We start from the raw sequence: 22,172 nt of genomic DNA on the forward strand, positions 1-22,172 counted from the left end.
GCGATTCGAAAGGTTGTCCATCGAAAATTATTACGTGATGGCGATTCTGTAATAACCTCCACGTATCCGAGCCAATTGGACGGCCCGGTCAGGCCGTCGCTTCGCTTTTCAACTTGTGCCCGCGTGCGGCAAGGACCGGCCCGTCGTGCGCCGCGTCCTGCTCGTGCAGAGGCGGCAGGAGCGCGGTGGTCGTCACCAGTTGCAGTTGGTGAACGCCGCGAATGCTGCGCAGCGCATCGCACAGTTCCTTGAGCCTGGTCGCCGGTCCCTGCACCAGCAGCACTTCGAGGGACTGGTCATCCTCGAGGAAGACGTGCTGCGAGGAAATCACTTCCTTGAGGTAATCGGCCTGGCTCTGTGCCAGTTGCTGGCGCACCCGCCCTTTGTCCCCGCGATAGACGATCGTGATCGTACCGGCGAGCATCTCTTCCGGCCGGGTGAGAGCCTCGTGCTCGGCAAGCGCATGGCGGATCAGCTCGGAAATCAATTGCGAGCGAGAGGGCAGGCCGCGCTCTTCCACCATTGCATCAAGCTGGCGGAAAAGATCGGCAGGCAGGCTCATGCTGAGCCGGGCAAGACTGGCGGGATCGGCGCTCAAACTGCATCCCTTTCAACGATCATCGGTAACCTCGATTTCCAAACGTCCGGGTTCCAGCCAGCACAACGCGAAGAAATCGGCCGTACAGGATGAGTACCGGGGGGCGAACGTCAAGAAACCCGCCCTACTCCAAGGGTCTGCAACATGACAGTCAAATCCTCTCCCTGCCCATAAGCCTCCGCCCCGTCAAAAATGCCCCGGCGGCGCTTTTCGGGCCGGCTCTCAGGCAACCGCAATCGGATCGAGCGTCAGGGCGCTGCGATCCGCAAGCGCGTTGATCCGGGCCAGATAATTCTGGAAGTGCGCGCTCGCCCGATGGGCCTCCACCGCCGCGCGATCCACATAGAGCTCGTCCAGCACAAAGCGTTCAGGCGTGGTCTGGTCCACCCAAAGGTCATAACGCAGATTGCCCGGTTCGTCGCGGCTGGCCGCGACCATGCCGCCTAGCAAGGCCCGCAGGTCCGCCAGCCTGCCCGGCCGGGCGGTGAGAATTGCCATGATCTTCACGGTATCGGTCATCGTTCCTGTCCTTGCTGGCCGCCAGTCCGGCTGGCCCGTCCGGATGACCGGCGAAGCGCTGGCGAAGCGCCCCGCCGGTCATCCGCTGGTTCATGCATTCGCGCGGTCGAGAGCCTCGATCAAGGCCTTGGCGACGCCGTGGTCCGAACCCGGGTTCTGACCGGTGATGAGTTCACGATCGGTGACGACATGGGGTGCGAAGTCGACCGGGGTGACGATCACGCTGCCGCCCGCGATGCCCAGCGCCTGCGGCATCTCGAAATGCATCTTCGCCTTGAAGACATGCTCCTCGACAAAAGCCTCTTCCGACGCCGAGAATATCGTCATCCGGTAGCCCGCGTAAGGCCAGTCCCCCGCCAGCTTTCGGGCACCGGCCTCATCGCCGGCAATCAGCGCCGCACGGAATGCAGGGGCCTGCGCCATCGCCGCGATCAGCGCGATCGGACCGTGGCAGAGCAGCGCGGTAGGCTGGGAAGCAGCATGGAAATGACGCAGGATCGCACCGGCATCGGCATCCTGCATGAGATCGACGACCGGAGCATGCCCGCCCGGCACAAAAAGTCCCGCAAACTGGTCGAGCCCCTGCTCGATCACCCCGCCCAGGCTGAGGACCGCGTTCATCGAAGGATCGCTCTCGTAGAAAGCCCTGGCCCGCTCATGGGCGGCCACGTCATCGCCGAAATGCATTGGCGAATCCGAAACCGGGTCGATGGTCGGCTTGCCGCCGTCCGGCGTTGCCAGAACGATTTCGTAGCCGGCAGCGATCAGAGCCATGACCGGCACGACGGTTTCGTTGAGATACTGGCCGATGTCGGCGTAGCCACCCTGCACTTCGATCCGCGTGGCGTTGGAGCCGAGAACGAGAACCTTACCCTTGGTCATCTTAACCTCCGAAAATTCGCAATTGGCGGGCGATCCGCCGATGCCCGCAAGATGGCCTTCCCGAGATCATTTCAGAACTTTATTTCTTGGATTTTAGATATATCTATGAGCATATTTCTAAATGCGCTACGACCTCAATCTGCTGCCGACCTTTGTCGCCTTGATGGAAGAACGGAGCGTGACCCGCGCGGCCGAGCGGCTCGGAATGACCCAGCCCGCGCTGTCGAACGCCCTCGCGCGGCTGCGGACCATGCTGCAGGACCAGTTGTTCATCCGCGAACGCTACGGCATCCAGCCGACGCCCGTGGCGCTGGAACTGGCCCCTGCGATAGCGGACGCCCTTGCCCGCCTGGACGATGCCGTGCTCGGCCAGCAGGACTTCGATCCGGCGCATGCGGAACGGCTCTTCACGATCGCGCCCAACGGCTATGTCGAGTTCGTACTGGTGCCGGCCATCGTCGCGCGTCTGGCACACGTTGCCCCCGGCATAAGACTGCGCCTGACGCCCTACGGCAACGATCTGAGCGAGACCGGCGTCATTTCCGGGACGACCGCGATGGTACTTGGCCGCATCGTCGATCCGCCGGACAATCTTGTCGTCCAGCATCTCATGGACGAGAGCCTTGAATGCGTCGTGCGCGCCGGTCATCCCGAGGTTGGCCAGGCCATCACGCGCGATCAGTTCGAACACCTGCGCCACGTCAACGTGATGCCGCCCGGAAGGATCCGCGCGGGGGTGTTCCAGGCGCTCGCACAGCAGCAACTCAAGCGCGATGTGGCGATCTCGGTGACCAATTTCTTCGCCGTGGCGGAAATGGTCGCGGTGACCGACTATTGCACCACGCTGCCGCGCCTGATCTGCAATCGGCTGCGCCACGATCCGCGGCTGAAGGTCCTTCCCGCCCCGGTGGATCTTGGGCAGTTCCCGGTCGAGATCGCCTGGCACGTCCGCTATCGCCACGATCCGGCCCATCGCTGGCTGCGATCCCTGATCGGCGATGTGGTGCGGCAGCTTGCAGCCTGAAGGCCGGCTAGCGGCAAACCTTCTGCTCGATCACGCCGAACGGGGCCGTCCCGTCGGGCAGACGCGCTTCCATGCGAACGGTATCGCCATATGTCATGAACGGCGTTGACGGCTTGCCGTCGCGGATGATCTCGATCGCGCGCACTTCGGAAATGCAACTGGAGCCGACTTCGGCATAGTTGGCATTCGAAACCGTGCCCGAACCGATCACCGTGCCCGCCGCCAGATCGCGCGTCAGCGCGGCGTGGGCCACGAGTTCATGAAATCCGAAATCCATCGCCGCGCCGTTCGCCGCGCCGAACCGCTTGCCATCAAGATCGACGAGCAGATCCATGCAGACCCGCCCTTCACGCCATGCCGTGCCCAGGGCATCGGGCGTGACCGCGAAAGGCGCCATCGAGCAGGGTGGCTTGGCCTGTATCCAGCCGAACCCGGTCTTCATCTCGATCGGCGCGATGGCGCGCAGGGACCAGTCGTTGATCTGTACCACCAGCCGGATGTGCCCCAGAGCCTCATCCGCGCTGGTCCCCATCGGCACATGGTCGACGATCACCCCGAACTCGCCCTCGAAATCGATGCCGTGAGCCGGATCGGCAAACGGCACCGGTTCGCTGGGGCCATAGAAGCGATCCGAAATGCCCTGATACATCAACGGCCTGTCGGTATCGACCGGCGGCAGCCCGAACGCGATCTGCATGAGTTCGCCGTGGGTGCCGAAGGCCGATCCATCCAGCCATTGCCAGGACCGCGGCATCGGCGCGCGAAGACGCGCAGGATCGAGCCGCCCGCCGCCGCCTGCCTCCAGCAGCGCCGCCAGCCGCAGCAGGTCGGGCTGGGCGGCCTGCCAGCCCTCCATGGCCGAAAGCAGGCTCAATCCCGCCGTAGCCAGATAGCGGGCGCCGTCCGCCGAAACGACGACAAGTTCACCGTCCGGACGACCGTTCTCCAGCGTTGCAAGGCGCATGGTCAGTCCTCGAAGATCGCGACGGCTCGGGTCCAGCCCGCCGAGGCACCCTTGATCTTGTGCGGGAAACACGAGACCGTGAAGCCGTGCCCCGGCAGCACTTCCAGATTGTGCAGCTTTTCAAGGTGGCAATAGCCGATGTCGCGGCCCGCCTTGTGGCCTTCCCAGATCAGCGAGGTATCGCCGGTTTCCTTGACCTTTTCCGCGGTGTAGCTGAACGGTGCGTCCCAGGACCAGGCATCGGTGCCGGTAACGCGCACGCCGCGCTCCGTCAGGTACATCGTCGCTTCATAACCCATGCCGCAACCGCGGTTGACGTAGTTCGGCTCGCCCAGCGCCTTGCCCGCCGCAGTATTGACCAGCACGATGTCGAGCGGTTGCAGCTCATGCCCGATACGGGCCAGTTCGTCCTCCACGTCCTTGGCAGTGACCACGTAGCCATCCGGGAAGTGCCGGAAATCCAGCTTCACGCCCGGCTGGAAGCACCATTCCAGCGGTACTTCGTCGATAGTGATCGAGCGCTCCGGCTCTCCATCCCTGCCGTTCATGGTGGGGTGGAAGTGGTACGGTGCGTCCAGATGCGTGCCGCTGTGCGTGGTCAACTTCACCCATTCCGACGCCGCGAAACCGGCGCCATCCGGCGTATCTTCCGCCGTCACGCCGGGGAAGAACATGTCCAGTTCGCCCGCCGTGTCCATGTGGGTCTGGTAGGTGATTTCGGGCTTCAGGAACGGCGGATCGCTGACCACGTCGTTGCAGAGCGAGATCGAGAGATCGACGAAGCGGCGGGTCATGCGGTTTCTCCTCCGAGCGTCTCGGCGAACCAGTCGGAAATCAGGTCGCGCCCGTATGCCATGTTGTCGGCGCCGACATGCTCCACGCCGCCTTCGCGGTCGGTGAAGATCACCTTCTCGCGGCGCGGCGAGTTGACCAGTTGGTCGTAGAGATCATCGGCATAGCCCGCGCTGATCTGGCGATCCCTGGCGCCGTGGGTGACGAGGAACGGCACGCGGATGGAATCCATGTGGCCATTGAGGTTCATCGCCTCGGACCTGGCGAGGAAATCGTCCTGATCCTTGGCGCCGAAGGCCCAGTGAACGTGCGCCCAGTAGTGCGGCACCGGGTTCTCGCCCTCACGCGCCATGCGCTTGTCCTGCACTTCGCGCCAGTTGTGGTTGGCCCCCCAGACCGCGCCCGAGGCAAAGCGGGGCTCATAGGCGACTGCGCGCGGCGCGAAGTGGCCGCCGAGCGAGATGCCGGTCATGCCGATGCGCGCGGGATCGACTTCCGGCTGCTGCTCCAGCCAGTCCACCGCCTTGCTTGCCCAGCTTTCCGAATGGGGATCGACCGGCAGGCCCTGCAGGCGCAGCGCCTCGCCCGACCCAGGCTGATCGACGCAGAGCGTGGAGATCCCCCGGCGTGCGAGTTCCTGCGGCAGGCGGGTCCAGTAGAGCAGCTCCTTGCAGCTATCGAGGCCATTGCAGAACACCACCACCGGCTTGCGCCCGTCTCCCGGTGCACGCGTGAACAGCGCCGGCATCGTGCCGGTCTCCAGCGGAATTTCCACGCGCTCGCGGTTGAGTTTGCCCAGCGCCGTAGAGCGATCGAAAGCCTCGCGCGCCTTCGCGTAAGTCTCCTTGCGGCCAGGGTGGCCGTGGCCCTGCATGCGCTCTGCCGTGATGAGATAGAGCGAGGCCCGCTCCAGCTTGTTGGAGGCAGAGAACGTACGGCCCTTCGCCTCATCCTCGGCGGCAAGCTCCAGCAGCTTGTCGCCCATCGCCGCCCAGGCCTTCATGAACTGCGGCGTGCCCGCATCGGCACCGCTCCCCGCCGCGTCGCGGATCGGCTGGCACATATCGATGATCTCGCCGAGCTGCGCGCCCGATTCCATTGCGATCGCGACCGAGAGGTTCCAGATATAGTTCGGGAAGTATTCGAAGAGGGCCATCGATCAGAACTCCGCGGCCTGGAACAGCCGCGCGTCGGGCGCGGGATGCGGCATCGTCTGCGGGCCACCGACACCGGTGCCCCACTGGTCCATGACCTGCGGGCCGGGAATGTGAACCTTGTGCTCATGCGTCTCGAAATCGACCTCTTCGAGTTCCGAGGTGTACTCGACCGCGAAACCGGCAGGTGTCGTGAAGTAGCTGAAGGTATTGTTGCCCGCCGTGTGGCGCCCCGGCCCCCAGCGCAGATCGGTGCCGCGCTGCTTCAGCCGGTGGATGCCGCGCATCATGTCGTCCACCGAGAGCATGTCGTAGGCCACGTGGTTGAGGCAGGGCGGCCCGGGCAGGATGGCGACGCGGTGATGCGCCTCGTTGCAGCGCAGGAAGCACATGAAATCGCCCAGCCAGTCGCTCACCTTGAAGCCCAGCACATCGGTGAAGAAGGCCACCAGCGCCTGATGATCGGGCGAGTGCATGACGATATGGCTGATCTTCACCGGCATGCCTTCCCAGCGCGCCATGTCGCGTTTGCCGAGCCGTTCGACACCCGTCGAAATCTCGAAAGGCAGCCCGTCGGGGCTGAAAAAGCGGAAGCCATAACCGCCGCCCGGCGCGTCGAGGTCGCGCGGCGCGAAGATCACCTTGCAGCCCGCGGCGACGACCTTGCCGTGGAGCGCCTCCACATCCTCGCGGCTGTCAGCGGCGAAGGCGATCACTTCGACATGGTTGGCGGCGGACTTGTGCAGGCGGACGACATGATGCTCGTCATGCCCCTGCGTCTTGAACCACACATAGTCGTCGGAAGCGGCAACTTCCTCCAATCCCCAGTCCTGCGTGTAGAAGGCGCGTTCGGCGTCGAAATCCTCGACGCCATATCCGACATAGCGGATTTCGGTCACTCGGCTCATGGCTGCAATTCCTTGAATCAAAATGTCAAATTGGCTGGCTGACCACCGCGAACATCTCGGCAGTGGCCTTGTGATTGTCGACCGGCGGGCCCTTGCCGATCTGGCCGTGGCAGATCGCCAGCGAGGCCTCGACGATGTAGCGGCAGCGTTCGTAGCGACGCGCGCGATAGGCTTCGAAGGCCCGTTCCGGCGTGTCACAAGCGGAGAGTTCCTCCGCCAGCACGAGGGCATCCTCGATCGCCATGCCCGCGCCCTGCCCCAGATGCGGCGTCGTCGCGTGGACGGCATCGCCCAGCAGCACCACCCGTCCGCTGTGCCATGGCCCGTGCACCATCATGCCTTCCAGCGGACGATAGACGACGCCTTCATCCTCGGTGATCGCCTCGGCCAGTTCGCGGATCGCGGGCGCGGTTCCGGCCAGCTTGCTTCGCATCGTCGCGGCGAGGCCCTCCTGCGGATAGCGCGGATTTCCGGGCTCGGGCGTGGTCGCGTACATGTACATCGTCTCGGCCGACATCGGCACGAGGCCAACGCCGGTCGGGCCGTTATAGACGTGAAGGGCATCGAGCCCCTCGGCGCGCGGAAAGTTGTAACGCCAGACCGACTGGCCGGTGAATTCGGGGCTCTCGGCATGGGGCAACACCATGCGGCGGGTCTGCGAATAGACCCCGTCGGCACCGACGACGATGTCGTATCGTCCCTCGCTGCCGTCCGGGAAGCGGGCGGTAACACCCGTTTCATCCTGCTCCAGCACCTCTACCGTAAGCCCGAGACGTATCTCTGCGCCGAGTTCCCGGGCGCTGCCGCCCAGCACCGCTTGCAAGGCGCGGCGGCCGATGCCCACGTTCGACGGCTTGCCCTCGACCAGCGTCGGCGTCGGGATACGGGCCACGCGGGTGCCGTCGGGAATATAGATCTCCACTGCATCGAACCCGCAGGCGGCATCCAGAAAGGCATCGAGAACGCCAAGCTGGTCCATCGCCCGCACCACGTTCGATTGCTGGATGATGCCCACCCCATAGACCGACCAGGTGGGATCGCGCTCGATCACCGTCACCCCGTGCCCTGCCCGCCGCAGCGCGATCGCGGCGGAAAGCCCGCCAATGCCGCCGCCGACAACCAGCACGTTCAGGTCCTTCATCTGCCTTCCTCTCGCCCTCGCGGCGTGGGCCGCACGCCCGGCGTCCCCGGACTTGTCATGGCTTCGGGATGGGCCGGCACTTGCTACAGATCAAATTTTTTGTTTTTGTCGTTTATCACAAACAGAATCGATACCTCATGCGCCTCGACAAATTCGACCTCAACCTGCTGATCGCACTGGAGTTGCTGCTGGAGGAGCAGAACGTGACGCGGGCGGCGCAGCGGCTGAACCTCACGCAATCGGCCATGAGCGCAGCGCTCGGCCGCCTGCGGCTTGCCCTCAACGATGAGCTGCTGGTGCCGCACGGACGGCGCATGGTCGCAACGCCCCACGCGCTGGCGCTGCTGCCCATGGTTTCGGAAGCGGTGCGCAACTTGCGCGTGCTGATCTCGGGCGCGACCGCGTTCGATCCGGCGACCTCCGACCGCCGTTTCGAGATCGCCGCGTCGGACTATGTCGCCACCGTGCTGCTCGGTCCGCTGCTGCCCCGCCTCAAGGCCGAGGCGCCGCGGGTAGACATCAACATCGCCCTGCCGACCCGCCAGACCGGCGTGTTGCTGGAAGACGGCAAGCTCGATTTCCAGCTGACGCCCGAGCAGTTCCTGATCGCCGACCACCCCAGCGAACTGTTGTTCGAAGAACGCCACGTCGTCGTCGGCTGGGCACAAAACCCGGTATTTCTGGGGGACCTGACGGAAGAGCGCTACTACGCCTGCGGCCATGTCGCGGTACGGATCACCGGCGTGCCCTCGTTTGCCGAGCGGCACATGCTCACCACGGACGATCGCCGCCGTATCGAGGTGACGGCACCCTCGTTCTCGCTGGTGCCCTGGCTGCTGCCGGGCACGGGATTGCTTGCCCTGATGCACGAGCGGCTCGCGCGGGTCTTCGCGCCGCTGCTGCCACTGACGATCCGGCCCGCTCCGGCGTTTCTCCCGGCCATGCCGCCCATGCGCGAGATGATCCAGTACCACGCCGCCCGCGCCAGCGACGCGGGCATGCTATGGTTCAAGGACCGGCTGATCGCTGCCGCTCGAAACGATCAGGCCTTGCCGGCGTAAAGATCGGTCGCGCGGATCAACTGGTCGAGAATGCCCGGTTCCGAATAGGCGTGGCCGGCCCCTTCGATCAGATGGAAGTCCGCTTGCGGCCAGGCCTTGTGCAGCGCCCAGGCATAGTGTGCCGGGCACGGCATGTCGTAGCGGCCATGGACAATCGTCCCGGGAATCGCACCCAGCTTGTGGGCATCGCGCAGCAACTGGTCCGGTTCGAGCCAGCAATCGTTGACGAAATAATGCGTCTCCAGCCGCGCGAAGGCGAGCGCGAAGCGGCCATCGTCATGCTGCGCCGAGTTGGCGGGATCGGGCAGCAGGGTGATGGTCTCGCCCTCGAACATGCTCCAGATGCGGGCGGCCTCGATCCGCTCGGCTTCGGGGCCGGTTGTCAGGCGGCGGTGGTACGCGTGAAGGATATCGCCGCGCTCTTCCTCGGGAATCGGCGCAACGAGACGCTCGTATTTCTCCGGGAACATCTGCGAAACGCCGAACTGGTAGAACCAGTCCAGCTCTGCCCTGGAGCACATGTAGATGCCGCGCAGCACCAGTTCGCTGACCCGCTCGGGATGCTTCTGGGCATAGGCGAGCGAAAGCGTCGAGCCCCAGGAGCCGCCGAACACCAGCCACGTTTCCGCACCCATAAGTTCCCGGAATCGCTCGATGTCTTCCACCAGATGCCAGGTCGTATTGGAATCGAGCGAAGCATGCGGGACCGACCTGCCGCAGCCGCGCTGGTCAAACAGCAGGACGTCGTAGAGCGCCGGATCGAACAGCCCGCGATGCGCCGGGGAAATGCCGCCGCCCGGCCCCCCGTGCAGGAAAACCGCCGGTTTCGCGCCGGGCGTGCCGCAGCGCTCGTAATAGAGGGAGTGACCGTCGCCGGTATCGAACATGCCGGTCTCGTAAGGTTCGACCGGCGGATAGAGAGTACGAAGCATAGACTTATCCTGTGCCATCTGGCGGCAATTGGAAAGGGGCCGGCCGCGCATTTCGAACCGCACAGAACCCTACCAGAACGACACCTGGAGGTCCCCGGGCAACCCAAAGCCTGCCACTGGACATACCTTGCCCCGATCCGGCAAACCCCCGGCATGAACCTGCGCCACATCGAAGTCTTCCACGCCGTCTACACCACCGGCTCGGTCAGCGCCGCCGCGCGGTTGCTGCACGTATCGCAGCCCGCCGTCACCAGCCTGCTGCGCCATGCCGAAAGCGTGCTCGGCTTCCCGCTGTTCGAGCGCACCCGCGGCCGCCTGGTGCCGACCGCCGATGCCCATGCCCTCTACGAGCAGGCCGACGCCATCCAGGAGAAGGTCCGCCAGATGCGCGACACCGCGCGCAACATGCGCCATGGCCGGGGCACCACCTTGCGGCTGTCCACCCTGCCCGCGCTCGGCATGGAGCTGCTGCCCGAGGCGCTGGCGGGGTATCTCGCGCGCCATCCCGGCGTCTCGATCGAACTGCACACGATCCACCACGACGACATGGCCGCCAAGCTGCGCGCGCACGAGACCGACGTTGTCATCTGCTACACCCCGCCGCGCGATACCCTGCTGGCCAGTTCCCGTCTCGGCGAGGGGGAGATGGTCGCCTGCTTCCGCGAGGCCGACCTGCCCGATGCGCTCGATCCGCTGCCGCTGTCCGCCCTGTCCGGGCGCGCGCTGATCTCCACCGCCGACAGCGGCCCGCAAGGACGCGCCGTGGCCGACGAACTGGCGCGCCGCGAGATCGAGACCGATCCGGTCGGCGCCTCGCGTACGTTTTTCGTGGCGGCCGCCATGGCGCGTGCGGGGCTCGGCATGACCATTGTCGACCTGCACACGGCGCTGGCGATGCAGGCGCCCGGCATGGCGATGCGCAGGCTCGACCCGCCCCAGCCCTATGCCATTCACGCGGCCTATCTGGAGGCGCGCCCGCCCTCGCAGCTTGCACTCGACTTCCTCGATTTTCTGCGCGATCGCTTGCAAGTCCATAAGTAACGATTATGGATGGGCGCGGAATTGCGATGCCTACCCGGCGTCCAGCCGTGCTACGGCCCCGTCACACCAAGACGGAAAGCACTCTCCATGATCCCCGGCCCCTTCCTCCTCTACATCGGCGACAAGCGTAACCCGCTCGACATCAAGACCTCGCGCGGGCTGGCCACGTTCCGCCGGGCGGACTGCATCGGCGAACTCGGCGAGGCGGACAATACCCTGACCCTCGGCCTGCCGCGCATGACCGCCGTGGAGGCCGCCGCCGCCGGTGCCCGCTCGCTTGTCCTCGGCATCGCCACCAGCGGCGGCCGGCTCGAGGAAGCGATGATCCCCCATGTGCTCGCCGCGCTCGACGCCGGGCTCGACATCGTCTCGGGCCTGCACCAGCACCTTGCCACCGAGCCGCGCATCCGCGAACGGGCCGAGGCACTGGGCCGCCAGCTGATCGACGTGCGCGCCGCCCCCGAAGGCCTCAAGGTCGGCACCGGTGCCGCGCGTCCGGGCCGCCGCATCCTGACCGTGGGCACCGATTGTGCGGTCGGCAAGATGTACACCTCGATCCACCTCGCCGATGCCCTCAACGCCCGCGGCCTGCCCGCCCGCTTCCGCGCTACCGGCCAGACCGGCGTGCTGATCGCCGGTGAGGGCGTGGTCATCGACAGCGTGATCGCCGACTTCATCGCGGGCGCCGCCGAAGCACTTTCGCCCGCGCGGGAAGACGGTGTCTGGGACGTGATCGAGGGGCAGGGCTCGCTGTTCAATCCCTCCTTCGCGGGCGTCTCGCTCGGCCTGCTCCACGGCGCCCAGCCGCAGGCCATGGTGATGTGCCACGATCCCTCGCGCCCGCACATGCGCGGATTGCCGCACATGCAGGTGCCCGGCATTACCGCCTGCATCGAGGAGAACCTGCGCAGCGCCCGGCTGACCAGCCCCGATGCCGAATTCATCGGCGTGTCGATCAACGGCTCGCTGCTCGACGCCGCTGCCGCCGAGGACCTGCGCGCGCGGATCACCGCCGAGACCGGCCTGCCCTGCGTCGATCCGGTCGTCACCGGCATGGATGCCGTGATCGACCGCCTGATCGCCCGCTTCCCGGCGTGATCCGCCGCCTTTCGGCCTCGATCGCACACCACCCCCTCGCACGGCCCTTCGCCATCGCGAGGGGCACACGCGAGGCGATCGACCTGGTTCACGTGACCATCGAACAGGATGGGCACGTCGGCCGGGGCGAAGGCGCCCCCAATGGCCGCTACGGCGAATTCGCCCCCGATATTGTCGAGCAGATCGCCGCCCTCGCCCCGCTGATCGAAGGCGGCATCGACCGGACGGCCCTGCTCGGCGCGGTGCCGCCCGGTGCGGCGCGCAACGCCATCGACAGCGCGCTGTGGGATCTTGAGGCCAAGCGCTCCGGCGTGCCGGTCTCGGCGCATTTCGGCGCTTTCCCCCTTGCGCTGCGCACCGCCGTCACCGTCGGCATCGACCGTCCCGAGGCGATGGCCGCGCGCGCCGCCGCGATTGCCGCCGAGCATGGCGCGGGAGATGGCAACGAAGGCGGAAGCAAGGGCAATGGCCCCCTGCTCAAGATCAAGCTCGATGCCCACGAGGTGGCCGAGCGCGTCTCCGCGATCCGCGCCGCCGTGCCCCACGCGGTGCTGATCGCCGATGCCAACGAGAGCTGGAACATGGCCCTGCTCGAACGGGTCCTGCCGGCACTGGCACAGGCACGGCTCGAACTGCTGGAGCAGCCGCTGCCCGCCGGGGCGGACGACGCGCTGGAAGACTTCGATTCTCCGGTCCCGCTCTCCGCCGACGAATCCGCCCACGTCGCCGCCGACGTGGCCCGCCTGCGCAGCCGCTACGCCTATGTGACGATCAAGCTCGACAAGTCCGGCGGCCTCACCGGCGCGCTCGCCCTCGCCGATGCCGCGCGCCGCGCCGGCATGGGGGTGATGACCGGCTGCATGCTCTGCTCATCCCTCTCGGTTGCCGCCGCCTGGCCGCTCGCCGCGATGAGCCGCTTTGTCGACCTGGACGGCCCGCTCTGGCTGGCGCGCGATCTGCCGGGTGGATTTACCGTGCAGGACGGCGTGCTGACCGCTTCGGGGACGTTCGGCTGGGGTCAGCCCTAAGAGACCGTCTGCACATTCGCGACAAGAGAATTTCGCGGCACCAGCCCCTCACCCCAGATCGATGGCATAAAAGCGCGTATCCACCGCCATGCGCGGGAAACGCTCCGGCAGGTCTTCCGCCGCGACCGGCCGGAAGCCGCTGCGCTCGTAGAAGCGGTGCGCGGCGAGGAACCGGTCGGTCGTGCCGAGGTAGACCGTGCCGATCCCTTTCGCCCGCGAGGCATCCAGCAGGCTGTGCAGCAAGGCGGTGGCCACGCCCCGTTCCCGCCCGCGATAGTCCGCCGCCACGAACATCTTGCGCAAGGCGCCGCCGCCCTTGCGATCCGTGCCGGATCCGAGATCGCCGATGTCCTTCATCGCGATGGTGCCGACGATCCGGCCCTCATGCTCGGCGACGAGAAAGGCGCCCCGTCCGGTCTGGTACCAACTGGGGATCGCGCGCAAGTCGGGCTGGTCCTCGGCGGTTATCGCCACGCCGAATTCCTGCTGCGGGATCGGCAGGATCACGTCGAGGACTCCCTGCTCGTCGGCGGGCACGAAAGGACGGATCACGGGCTTGCTCATGGTTCCTGGCGCTAGGCCGTTTGGATGTTCGCGAAAAGCGAATTCCCCGCTCCTCCACCAGACAGCCTGTTCGCGGTATCCTCAAGGTGGTCGCGCAGCATCGCCCCATGCTGCTTTGCGATTGAATTTGTTGTTGAAATCGGGCTTGCCGCCCATCCGCGCCCTATCTCAGGATAGAGATCTTCCGACAGCCTGCAAACGCGGGCAAGAACGCATCCATGTGGGATTTGCATGAGCCGCCGCAAGATTGCCGCCATTGCCTCTTTGCTCGCCGTGCTGGCGGCAGTCACGCCACTGGCAGGCATCGCCATCTACGCGCGGCATAGCGCTGCCGAATCCGAAAAACGCCACCTTGAGGAATATGCCGGGTGGACCCTCAAGCGTACCGATCGAAGTCTCGACTTCGCCCGCGACGCCATCAGGCAGCTCGAACGGGAAGGGTTTTCCGATTGCGCCCCGGCGCACATCGCACGCATGCGCCAGCTTACCCTTGCGACACGCTCTGTAGAAGAGATCGGCTTTTTCATGAACGGGCATCTCGCCTGCACGAGTTGGGGCCGCGCGGAACAACCGATCGCGATGGGCAAGCCCGACCTGCAGTTGGACGATGGCTACGGCTTGTTCCTGAAGATGCCGGCACGGCTCTCCGGCGGCATCGCCATGAATGCGCTAAGCCATGGAAATTACAACGCGCTCATGCATCCCGCGCGCATGATCGATGTGTTGACCGACACCGACATGACGCTGGGAATCGCCTCGATCGATGGCCGGGTAATTTCCGTCAGCGGCCCGGTGCCGACAGACCTCCTTGAGCGCGTGGCCAGCCGCAAGGGGGCGGGGCGACAGGGCCAGTTCATGTTCGCCTCGATCGATGAGGGAAAGCTGCGGGCATTTGCGATAAGCGATCATACGCTTGCGGAAACACGCGCACAGAAGGAGTTATGGTATCTCGTCCCGCTCGGGCTCGTCACTTCGGCGCTTCTCGTGGCGCTTGTCCTCTGGGCATTACGTCAGCGCCTTTCACCGCACAAGGAACTGGCAATCGCGGTGAAAAACCGCGAGTTCATCACCCTCTACCAACCCATCATCGAGCTATCGACCGGCCGATGCGTCGGCGCCGAAGCCCTGATGCGGTGGAACCGGCCGGACGGGACGTCCATATCTCCGGAAATATTCATCCCACTGGCCGAGGAAACCGGCCTGATCGAGGCGCTGACCGACCATGCGATCGAGTGCGTCGCTGCCGATCTCGCGCGCTGGAAAGGCGAATGCGGGGGCGAGTATCGGGGCATTCACATTGCCGTCAACATCTCCTCCGCCGACATGCAAAGCGGGCGTTTCCTGGCCGTGCTGGCGAAATCACTGGCTGACGCCGACGTGGCGAGCGAACAGATCTGGCTCGAGGCAACCGAACGCGGCTTCATGAACGCCGCCGCTGCCCGTGCCACCATCGAGCGCGCCCGCGCGGCAGGCCATGTCATCGCGATCGACGACTTCGGCACCGGCTATTCCAGTCTGTCATTGCTGGAGACGTTGCCGCTCGACACGCTCAAGATCGATAAATCGTTCATCAGTGCGATCGGCAAGCAGGCGGCAACGAGCCTGGTCATTCCGCACATCATTGAAATGGGTCACAGCCTCAATTTCAAGATCGTGGCAGAAGGCGTCGAGACCGAGGCACAGCAAGCGTACCTGAAGGATGCCGGCGTCGAGTTTGCCCAGGGATGGCTGTACTCGAAGGTGCTGCCAGCAGACGATTTCGTGGCGTTTCATAATCGCACCAACAAGGCAGCGGCGTGAAAATGCGCGCCGCCCGTCCGCCTGCGAAGTACGGCTAAGGCTTATCCTAGATTTCCTATGTCCCGCAGGCGCTTCCCCGCCTTGACGGCATAATGTCAATCAAATAGGTCGACAAAGCGCGAGGGGATACTGGCGCGACTTTCCCGTCATCGGGGAATTCGCCTGAGTGGCAAATGCTGCGAATCGAGCACTCGCCAGTCAGCGTCAATGGTTCGGGACGCCGCCTTCCGCGCGTTTTCGTCCGGCGTTCCCGTCCAACAGGGCATGCGACAACGCAGCCCATCGTACCCGCGGCCGGGAATCCCCCCTTCCGGCCCGCAAACGTGACCACAGGGAGTTTTTCGTGAAAATCAGCCTGACCCGCCTCTCGCTGGGGGCAGCCCTCGTCTGGGCGCCATTCCCCGCGCTGGCCCAGACCGCGACCGGGAGCGGCGACGCCGCCGAACCCGGCGCCGACATCATCGTCACCGGCACCCGCGCCGAAGGGCGCTCGCGGCTCGACAGCGCCTCGCCGGTCGATGTGCTGAGCGCGAACAGCCTGCGCCAGCAAGGCACCACCGAACTCGGAAGCGCGCTCGCCGCCGTCGCCCCGTCCATCGATTTCCCCCGCCCCTCGGCCGTCGACGGCACCGACGCGATCCGCCCCGCCACCCTGCGCGGCCTCTCGCCCGACGCCACGCTGGTGCTGATCAACGGCGTGCGCGGCCATTCCGCCGCACTGCTCAACACCAATGGCGCCGTCGGGCGCGGCTCGGCCGCGGTCGACCTCAACACCGTGCCGACCGTGGCGCTGGAGACCATCGAGGTGCTGCGCGACGGCGCTTCCGCCCAATACGGTTCCGACGCCATCGCCGGTGTCGTCAACTTGCGCCTGCGCAAGGCACGCAGCGGCGGCGGCGCCAGCGTGACCTATGGCCTCTACGATACCGACGTGGACACCGCGCGCGGCAGCCGCAGCGTGACCGGCGAACGCGCGATCACCGCCTCGGCCTGGCAGGGCTTCGGCTTCGGCGAGGACGGCTACCTGACCGTTTCCGGCGAATACGTGAACCGCGACGCCACCAACCGCGCCGACTTCGACCCGCGCGTCAGCCCTTCGCGGGTGACCGGCCGCTTCGGTGACCCCGCCGTCGAGCAGTACAGCCTCTGGGCCAATGCCGGCACCTCGGTGGGCGACAACTGGCAGCTTTACGGCTGGCTGGGCTACCAGCACCGCGAAAGCGAAAGCGCGGCCTTCCCGCGCCTGCCCTCTGCCGCCACCGCCGTGTCCGAACTCTACCCGGATGGCTTCCTGCCGCTCATCAACACCCGCTCGAAGGACCTCAATTCGGCGCTGGGCCTGAAAGGCGACCTCGGCGACTGGAACGTCGACGTCAACGTCAGCTACGGCCGCAACCGGATCGATTTCCGCACGCTCGATACCGCCAACTACAGTTACGGCAACGCATCCCAGACCGACTTCTACGACGGCGCGCTGATCTACGACCAACTGGTCGGCGGCGTGGACGTATCGCGCAAGTTCGATGTGTTCCAGTCGCTCAACCTCGCCTTCGGCGTGGAGGGGCGCCGCGAGGGGTATGAGATCAAGGCGGGCGAGCCTGCCTCCTACGACTATGCCGACAATCCGGTGGCCGGTGCGGCGCCGGGTGCGCAGGGCTTCCTCGGCTTCTCGCCGCTCAACGAAGTGAGCAAGCATCGCGGCAACCAGAGCATCTATCTCGATCTCGAGGCGCAAGTGACCGACAAGCTGCTGGTCGGCCTGGCCGGGCGCGGCGAGCATTATTCCGATTTCGGCTCGACCGGGACCGGCAAGCTCTCGCTGCGCTACGACTTCAGCCCAGCCTTCGCGGTCCGCGGCACTGCCTCCACCGGCTTCCGCGCCCCCTCGCTCCAGCAGCAGTACTTCACCTCGGTCTCCTCGGTGGTGCAGAACGGCGTGCCGATCCTGACCGGCACTTATCCCTCGACCAGCGACGTCGCCGTGGCGCTGGGCGGCAAGAAGCTGCAACCGGAAAAGTCCACCAACCTCTCGGCGGGCTTTGTCGTGCGCAGCGGCGGCTTCGACCTGACCGTCGACGGCTACCGTATCCACCTGCGCGACCAGCTCGGCCTTTCGGAGAACATCCAGGCCAGCTTCAGTTCGCAAGTGGCCGACCTGCTGGCGCCCTTCAACGTCTCGGCGGCACGCTTCTTCATCAACGGCCTCGCCTCGACCACCAAGGGCATCGACGCGGTGGCCCACTACCGCCTGCATGCGGGGGAGAACACCTTCGACCTGACGCTCGCGGGCAACGTCAACGACGTCAAGGTGACCAAGGTGCCGACCTCTACCTCGGTGCTCGATCCGGCGCCGACGCTGTTTGCCCGCAGCCGCATCCTGACCATCGAGCAGGGCACCCCCGGCGAGAAGGTGACGGGATCGGTGGACTGGTCTAACGGCCCGCTGGGCGCGACGCTGCGCGCGACCTACTACGGCGACGTGCTGCAGGCCGGAACCACGGCGGCGAACGACTACAACACCGGCGCCCACACGATCACCGACCTGGAACTGCGCTATCAGCCCGCCAAGGGCGCGCAAGTGGCGATCGGCGCAAGCAACCTGTTCGACGTCTACCCGCACAAGGTGCCCGCCGCGCTGAACTCGACCGGCGTGCTGGGCTTCCCGTACTACTCGCCCTTCGGCTTCAACGGACGCTATCTCTACGTCCGCGCCGGCTTCAACTGGTAAGCGGGAATTGCCGCGGCGCGGTGCCCCCACCTCGCCGCGGCTTCCCCCCAAGGAATTCAGGCCCCTGAACGGTATCAGTCCGCAGGGGCGGGCACGTCCGCCATGGAGACCCAGCCGTCGTGGTCGGTGTCGTGGCGCAGGAACATGGCCCAGCCGCTCGCCGCGAATTCGGCGGTCGAGATGCCGCCGCCGTGATCGCTGTCGAGGATCCGGAAGCGCACATCGGCCTGGCGAAGCTGTCGGCTGCGCAAGTCCGCGCGCTCGGCTTCGGGACGTTCGAGCAGTTCGCGCTCCAGCCGTTCGCGGTAGTCGCCGACATATTCGTCGTGCGAGAGGACACCGTCGCGGTTGCGGTCCATCCGCGCGAATTCGGCGTCGCGGCCGCGCTGGAACTCGTCCTTGCTGACCTTGCCGTCCCCGTCGAGATCCTGCTCGCGGATGAAGGTAGCCAGGTCGTGCGAGGCGGCATGGGCCGCGCAGGGCAGTAGCAGCGCCGCGCAAAGGCAAAAGGCGCGGCGCAGGATGGTCTGGGTCATGGTCGTTCTCCCTCGGTGACGGAATAGCTGAGCGCGTACGTGTAGCTGCGCGCCGGATCGGCGCCGCTCGCGGCCACCCGGTGGCGGGTCATGGCGAAGTAGAGCCCGGCCCGCGGCGCGGTGATGGCAAAGCGGCCCTGCGCATCGCTGACGATCAGCGGCAGGCGCACATTCTCACCGTCTCCAGCCTGCGCCTCTTCCACTTCGACATCGGCCCCGGCGAGCGGCTTGCCATCGAACAGCAACTGGAATTCGGCAGGCTTGCCCGCCCGGATCGCGTCGGGATGGGTGATCGCACGGTATTCAAGGCCCTTGCCGGTCGGCGTGAGCGCGGCGGCCGTCGGCGCGCCGCGGGTGACGTAGGCCTCGGCCCTGGTCACGCTCTGCATGTCCACCGGCGCGACCCCGGCAGGCAGCGGGCGGCGCGGATCGATGAATTCCCAGACCCCGTCGATCAGCGCCGCCTTGGCGATCCGGCCCATGCGCGCGCCGCTGCTGATGCGATAGGTGCCCTGCATCGGGGTCGGCACTTCCAGTACCGTGAGGTCGCGCAGCACGACCGGTTTCAGCGCGGTGCGGGCGCCATCGGGGGCGACGACGTGGAAAAGGTCGGACTGCATGGCGATGGCGGGCACGAAGACATGCTCGCTGAACGCGGCCTCGACGCTGACATGGTCCTGCGCGGCGAGCGTGAATCCGTTCGGCAGCAGATAGGGTGAATGCGCCAGGGCCGGCGGGGCCGTGAAGGCGGCGGCCAGCGCGGCGCACGCCAGAGCCGACCGGTAGCGGGCTTGTTGTTTCATGGAATGTCCTTCCCTCTGGAAGCAGGCTGCGAAAGTTCGTGTCGCGCTGGTCCCACAAATCCTATTGCGAATCAATAGCATTAAGATAGAGGAGCGAATCAGGGGCATCGGACGGATGCCTTGCCCTCGCCCGCCATGCGCCTCGCTTGGCTCTCCGTTCGCCCGCCGTGTGCGCGGCCTGTGCCCAGCCTGTGCCCAGCCTGTGCCCGGCCTGCACTCGGCATGTCGGCCACCGGGGCGTGCCCGCTATTGGGCACGATCACGTCCATCTATTGCTATTGCTTCTCATTCGTGAAAGGGTCCAGAACATGATTACCGCGCTGCTGACAGGAACGAGCAGGATCGGCATTGGCCGTGGCACCAACGGGGGCACCAGCAGGGGCATTGGCGGGGGCATGGCCTCGGCCGCCGCGTTGATGCTTCTGCTCCCCGGCGCTCCGGCGCTGGCGCAGGCCGCGGACAGCCCGGACGATACCGTCCGCCTCGGTTCGTTCCCGGTCAGGGCCAAGGCCGAAGACACCGCCGATGCCGAGCGCAGCGCCAGCGGCAAGCCCCGCGTGCTCACGACCACGACGACCGCCGAGACCCTGCGCGAACGCATGGTCGACAGCCTGTCGGACTATGCCCGCCGCGTCGATGCCGGGGTAAACTTCAACCCGCAGAACCAGTCGATCAACATTCGCGGCCTCGACGCCAACCGCGTGCTCACCACCATCGACGGCATCCGCACCCCCTGGCTCAACGACGGCGCGCGCGGCGTGCAGGGCGGCGTCGCCTTGTTCGACTTCAACGCGCTCACCGCCATCGACGTGGTGAAGAGCGCCGATTCCAGCTTCTTCGGCACCGGCGCCCTGGCCGGCACGCTGGCGCTGCGCACGCTCGATCCCGAGGACCTGCTGGTGGACGGCAAGGTCCAGGCAGGCCTTGGCAAGGTCACGTATGACAGCGCCAGCGACAGTGCCTACATCAACCAGGCTGCCGCCGTGCGCAGCAAGGATACCCTGCTGCTGATCCAGGGCGGCTACCAGAACGGCAACGAGACCAGGAACCAGGGCGATACCGGCGGCACCGGATCGACCCGCACCGATGCCAATCCCGCCAGCTACGACCAGCTCAACCTGCTGGTGAAGCTGCACCAGTACCTGCCCGGCGGACACCGCCTTGGCCTGACCGGCGAGATCTTCTCGCGCGACTATGACGAGAACACGCTGACCTCGGTGGGCTCCACCTATTCCGCCTACAACACCCAGAACAAGACCAAGCGCAAGCGCATCTCGGGCAGCTACGACTACCAGGGCGACGGCGGCGCGATCCGCGAGGCGCACCTGACCGGTTACTGGCAGCGCAGCAACCTCGAAACCTACACCGCCGGCGAGCGCCTGACCGCGCCCATCGGCACGTACATCCGCGACAGCGACCTGGAGGTCGAGATGTACGGCCTGAGCGGCGCGATCACCACCGACTTCCAGACCGGCCCGTTCTCGCATGCGGTCACGCTCGCGGGAGAGGCCTATCGCACCAATACCAGCCAGTACGCCGCCGGGCAGGACAACTGTACCGCCGCGATCTATTCCTGCTCGTTCCTGCACGTGAACCAGTCGGACATGCCGACCGTGCACGGCACCGATCTCGGCCTCGTCCTCCAGGACCGCATCGGCGTCGGCGCGGCGCCGTGGCTGCACGTGACCCCGGGCATCCGCTACGACTATTATCGCCGTTCGCCGCAGGATACGCCCAGCTATACCGAGAATGCCGCCTACGAAGGGCTGCCCGCCAGGTCCTCGGACCACCACTGGTCACCCAAGGTGCTGGTGGAGGCCGAAGTGCTTTCCGGGCTGACGCTCTACGGCCAGTACGCGCAGGCCTTCCGCGCGCCTTCCGCGACCGAACTGTACCTCACCTATGGCGGCACCGGCAGCTACGTCAGCGTCGGCACGCCGGAACTCAAGCCCGAAACCAGCAAGGGTTACGAATTCGGCGTCCACTACGGCGATGCCCGCCGGGGCCTGCGCGTGGCCTACTATCGCAACAAGTACCGCAACTTCATCGACACCGTGACGACCACGGCGGCCGCCGCCGGCCTGTCGGGCAGCTATCCCTTCGGTGTGTTCAAGTACATGAACCTCGATCGCGTGCGCATCTACGGCATCGAGGCGAGCGGCAACTGGGAATTCTCGAAGCATTGGCGGACCTGGGCCTCGCTGGCCTATACGAACGGCAAGAACACCGAGGACGACTACCACCTGAACTCCATCCCGCCGCTGCGGGCGGTGCTGGGTCTTGGCTATACGCACGACACCTTCGGCCTCGACCTTTCGGGAACGGTCGCCGGATCGCGCAACAAGGTCGAGAACCCCGCGTCGGACCTCAACAAGACGCCGAGCTACGGCATCATCGATGCCAGCGCCTGGATCCAGCCCGCCTTTGCCAAGGGCCTGCGGCTCCAGGTCGGCGTCTACAACCTGCTCGACAAGACCTACTTCAACGCGCTCGACCTGCCCGACAGCGGCAGCATCCCGCAGCTGTTCTACTCGCAACCCGGCCGCACCGTGAAGGCGACCGCGCTGATCTCGTTCTGACCCCGCCCCGACCCGATCCT

20 protein-coding genes are annotated in these 22,172 nt (G+C 66.0%); 8 read left to right on the plus strand and 12 right to left on the minus strand.

What is annotated here, in order from left to right; genetic code table 11:
* Nucleotides 1-88: 88 nt before the first annotated feature.
* The 3 genes from DM450_RS20645 to DM450_RS20655 form a co-directional block, all read right to left on the minus strand.
* Entirely contained in the window at nt 89-562 is a 474-nt protein-coding gene (locus DM450_RS20645; RefSeq protein WP_409529376.1) for a CopG family ribbon-helix-helix protein, read from the minus strand.
* Nucleotides 563-820: 258 nt separating this feature from the next.
* Nucleotides 821-1,117, minus strand: coding sequence for a putative quinol monooxygenase (locus DM450_RS20650; RefSeq protein ID WP_142638711.1), 297 nt, complete (start codon nt 1,115-1,117; stop codon nt 821-823).
* 90 nt (nt 1,118-1,207) lie between these two features.
* Nucleotides 1,208-1,999, minus strand: a complete 792-nt coding sequence (locus tag DM450_RS20655) for a type 1 glutamine amidotransferase domain-containing protein (protein WP_142638713.1) — start codon at nt 1,997-1,999, stop codon at nt 1,208-1,210.
* A gap of 121 nt (nt 2,000-2,120) precedes the next feature.
* Between DM450_RS20655 and DM450_RS20660 the strand changes: the two genes are divergently transcribed.
* A complete protein-coding gene (locus tag DM450_RS20660) occupies nt 2,121-3,023 on the plus strand; it encodes a LysR family transcriptional regulator (RefSeq protein WP_142638715.1) in 903 nt (300 codons plus the stop codon).
* Nucleotides 3,024-3,030: 7 nt separating this feature from the next.
* Here DM450_RS20660 and DM450_RS20665 read toward each other — a convergent pair whose 3' ends face one another.
* The 5 genes from DM450_RS20665 to DM450_RS20685 are packed head-to-tail and all read right to left on the minus strand — an operon-like array spanning nt 3,031 to nt 7,982.
* Nucleotides 3,031-3,987, minus strand: a complete 957-nt coding sequence (locus DM450_RS20665) for a fumarylacetoacetate hydrolase family protein (protein WP_142638717.1) — start codon at nt 3,985-3,987, stop codon at nt 3,031-3,033.
* Nucleotides 3,988-3,989: 2 nt separating this feature from the next.
* A complete protein-coding gene (locus tag DM450_RS20670; protein ID WP_142638719.1) occupies nt 3,990-4,781 on the minus strand; it encodes a cyclase family protein in 792 nt (263 codons plus the stop codon).
* Entirely contained in the window at nt 4,778-5,935 is a 1,158-nt protein-coding gene (locus DM450_RS20675; RefSeq protein WP_142638721.1) for an alpha/beta hydrolase family protein, read from the minus strand. The genes DM450_RS20670 and DM450_RS20675 overlap by 4 nt, the downstream gene beginning before the upstream one ends.
* 3 nt (nt 5,936-5,938) lie before the next feature.
* Nucleotides 5,939-6,841 (minus strand): VOC family protein, encoded by a 903-nt coding sequence (locus DM450_RS20680; protein ID WP_142638723.1) that lies wholly within the window; start codon nt 6,839-6,841, stop codon nt 5,939-5,941.
* Nucleotides 6,842-6,866: 25 nt separating this feature from the next.
* On the minus strand, nt 6,867-7,982 hold the full coding sequence (locus DM450_RS20685) for an FAD-dependent oxidoreductase (RefSeq protein ID WP_142638725.1): 1,116 nt from the start codon (nt 7,980-7,982) through the stop codon (nt 6,867-6,869).
* Between the two features lie 137 nt (nt 7,983-8,119).
* On the opposite strand from DM450_RS20685, the gene DM450_RS20690 reads away from it, so the two are divergent.
* Nucleotides 8,120-9,043, plus strand: coding sequence for a LysR family transcriptional regulator (locus DM450_RS20690; protein WP_142638727.1), 924 nt, complete (start codon nt 8,120-8,122; stop codon nt 9,041-9,043).
* On the opposite strand, the gene pip is transcribed toward DM450_RS20690, so the two are convergent.
* Nucleotides 9,025-9,975 (minus strand): prolyl aminopeptidase, encoded by a 951-nt coding sequence (gene pip, locus DM450_RS20695; RefSeq protein ID WP_142638729.1) that lies wholly within the window; start codon nt 9,973-9,975, stop codon nt 9,025-9,027. The two genes, DM450_RS20690 and pip, sit on opposite strands and share 19 nt — an antisense overlap.
* Before the next feature lie 153 nt (nt 9,976-10,128).
* On the opposite strand from pip, the gene DM450_RS20700 reads away from it, so the two are divergent.
* From DM450_RS20700 to DM450_RS20710, 3 genes are all read left to right on the plus strand, one after another.
* The gene (locus DM450_RS20700) at nt 10,129-11,016 is read left to right on the plus strand and encodes a LysR family transcriptional regulator (RefSeq protein WP_142638731.1); all 888 of its coding nucleotides are present in this window, start codon (nt 10,129-10,131) and stop codon (nt 11,014-11,016) included.
* Between the two features lie 87 nt (nt 11,017-11,103).
* A complete protein-coding gene (locus tag DM450_RS20705; protein WP_142638733.1) occupies nt 11,104-12,114 on the plus strand; it encodes a DUF1611 domain-containing protein in 1,011 nt (336 codons plus the stop codon).
* On the plus strand, nt 12,111-13,142 hold the full coding sequence (locus DM450_RS20710; protein ID WP_142638735.1) for a dipeptide epimerase: 1,032 nt from the start codon (nt 12,111-12,113) through the stop codon (nt 13,140-13,142). The genes DM450_RS20705 and DM450_RS20710 overlap by 4 nt, the downstream gene beginning before the upstream one ends.
* 48 nt (nt 13,143-13,190) lie before the next feature.
* Here DM450_RS20710 and DM450_RS20715 read toward each other — a convergent pair whose 3' ends face one another.
* Nucleotides 13,191-13,706 (minus strand): GNAT family N-acetyltransferase, encoded by a 516-nt coding sequence (locus tag DM450_RS20715; RefSeq protein ID WP_142638737.1) that lies wholly within the window; start codon nt 13,704-13,706, stop codon nt 13,191-13,193.
* Nucleotides 13,707-13,937: 231 nt separating this feature from the next.
* Here DM450_RS20715 and DM450_RS20720 point away from each other — a divergent pair, with 231 nt between their 5' ends.
* Together DM450_RS20720 and DM450_RS20725 are read left to right on the plus strand one after the other, a co-directional pair.
* Nucleotides 13,938-15,506 carry an EAL domain-containing protein gene (locus tag DM450_RS20720; protein ID WP_142638739.1) on the plus strand — a complete coding sequence of 523 codons (1,569 nt, stop codon included), beginning with the start codon at nt 13,938-13,940 and terminating at the stop codon, nt 15,504-15,506.
* Nucleotides 15,507-15,849: 343 nt separating this feature from the next.
* Nucleotides 15,850-18,234, plus strand: a complete 2,385-nt coding sequence (locus tag DM450_RS20725; protein WP_142638741.1) for a TonB-dependent receptor plug domain-containing protein — start codon at nt 15,850-15,852, stop codon at nt 18,232-18,234.
* 74 nt (nt 18,235-18,308) lie between these two features.
* Here the strand turns inward: DM450_RS20725 and DM450_RS20730 are convergent, their stop codons facing one another.
* Nucleotides 18,309-18,770, minus strand: a complete 462-nt coding sequence (locus tag DM450_RS20730; protein WP_142638743.1) for an EF-hand domain-containing protein — start codon at nt 18,768-18,770, stop codon at nt 18,309-18,311.
* On the minus strand, nt 18,767-19,573 hold the full coding sequence (locus DM450_RS20735) for a DUF4198 domain-containing protein (protein ID WP_142638745.1): 807 nt from the start codon (nt 19,571-19,573) through the stop codon (nt 18,767-18,769). Before DM450_RS20735 ends, DM450_RS20730 begins: the two co-directional genes overlap by 4 nt.
* Before the next feature lie 308 nt (nt 19,574-19,881).
* Between DM450_RS20735 and DM450_RS20740 the strand changes: the two genes are divergently transcribed.
* Complete coding sequence (locus tag DM450_RS20740; RefSeq protein WP_221889488.1) at nt 19,882-22,152, plus strand: TonB-dependent hemoglobin/transferrin/lactoferrin family receptor; 2,271 nt, start codon at nt 19,882-19,884, stop codon at nt 22,150-22,152.
* Nucleotides 22,153-22,172 lie beyond the last annotated feature (20 nt).

The sequence above is a fragment of the Sphingomonas sp. IC081 genome, from assembly GCF_006874585.1.
GTDB lineage: Bacteria > Pseudomonadota > Alphaproteobacteria > Sphingomonadales > Sphingomonadaceae > Novosphingobium.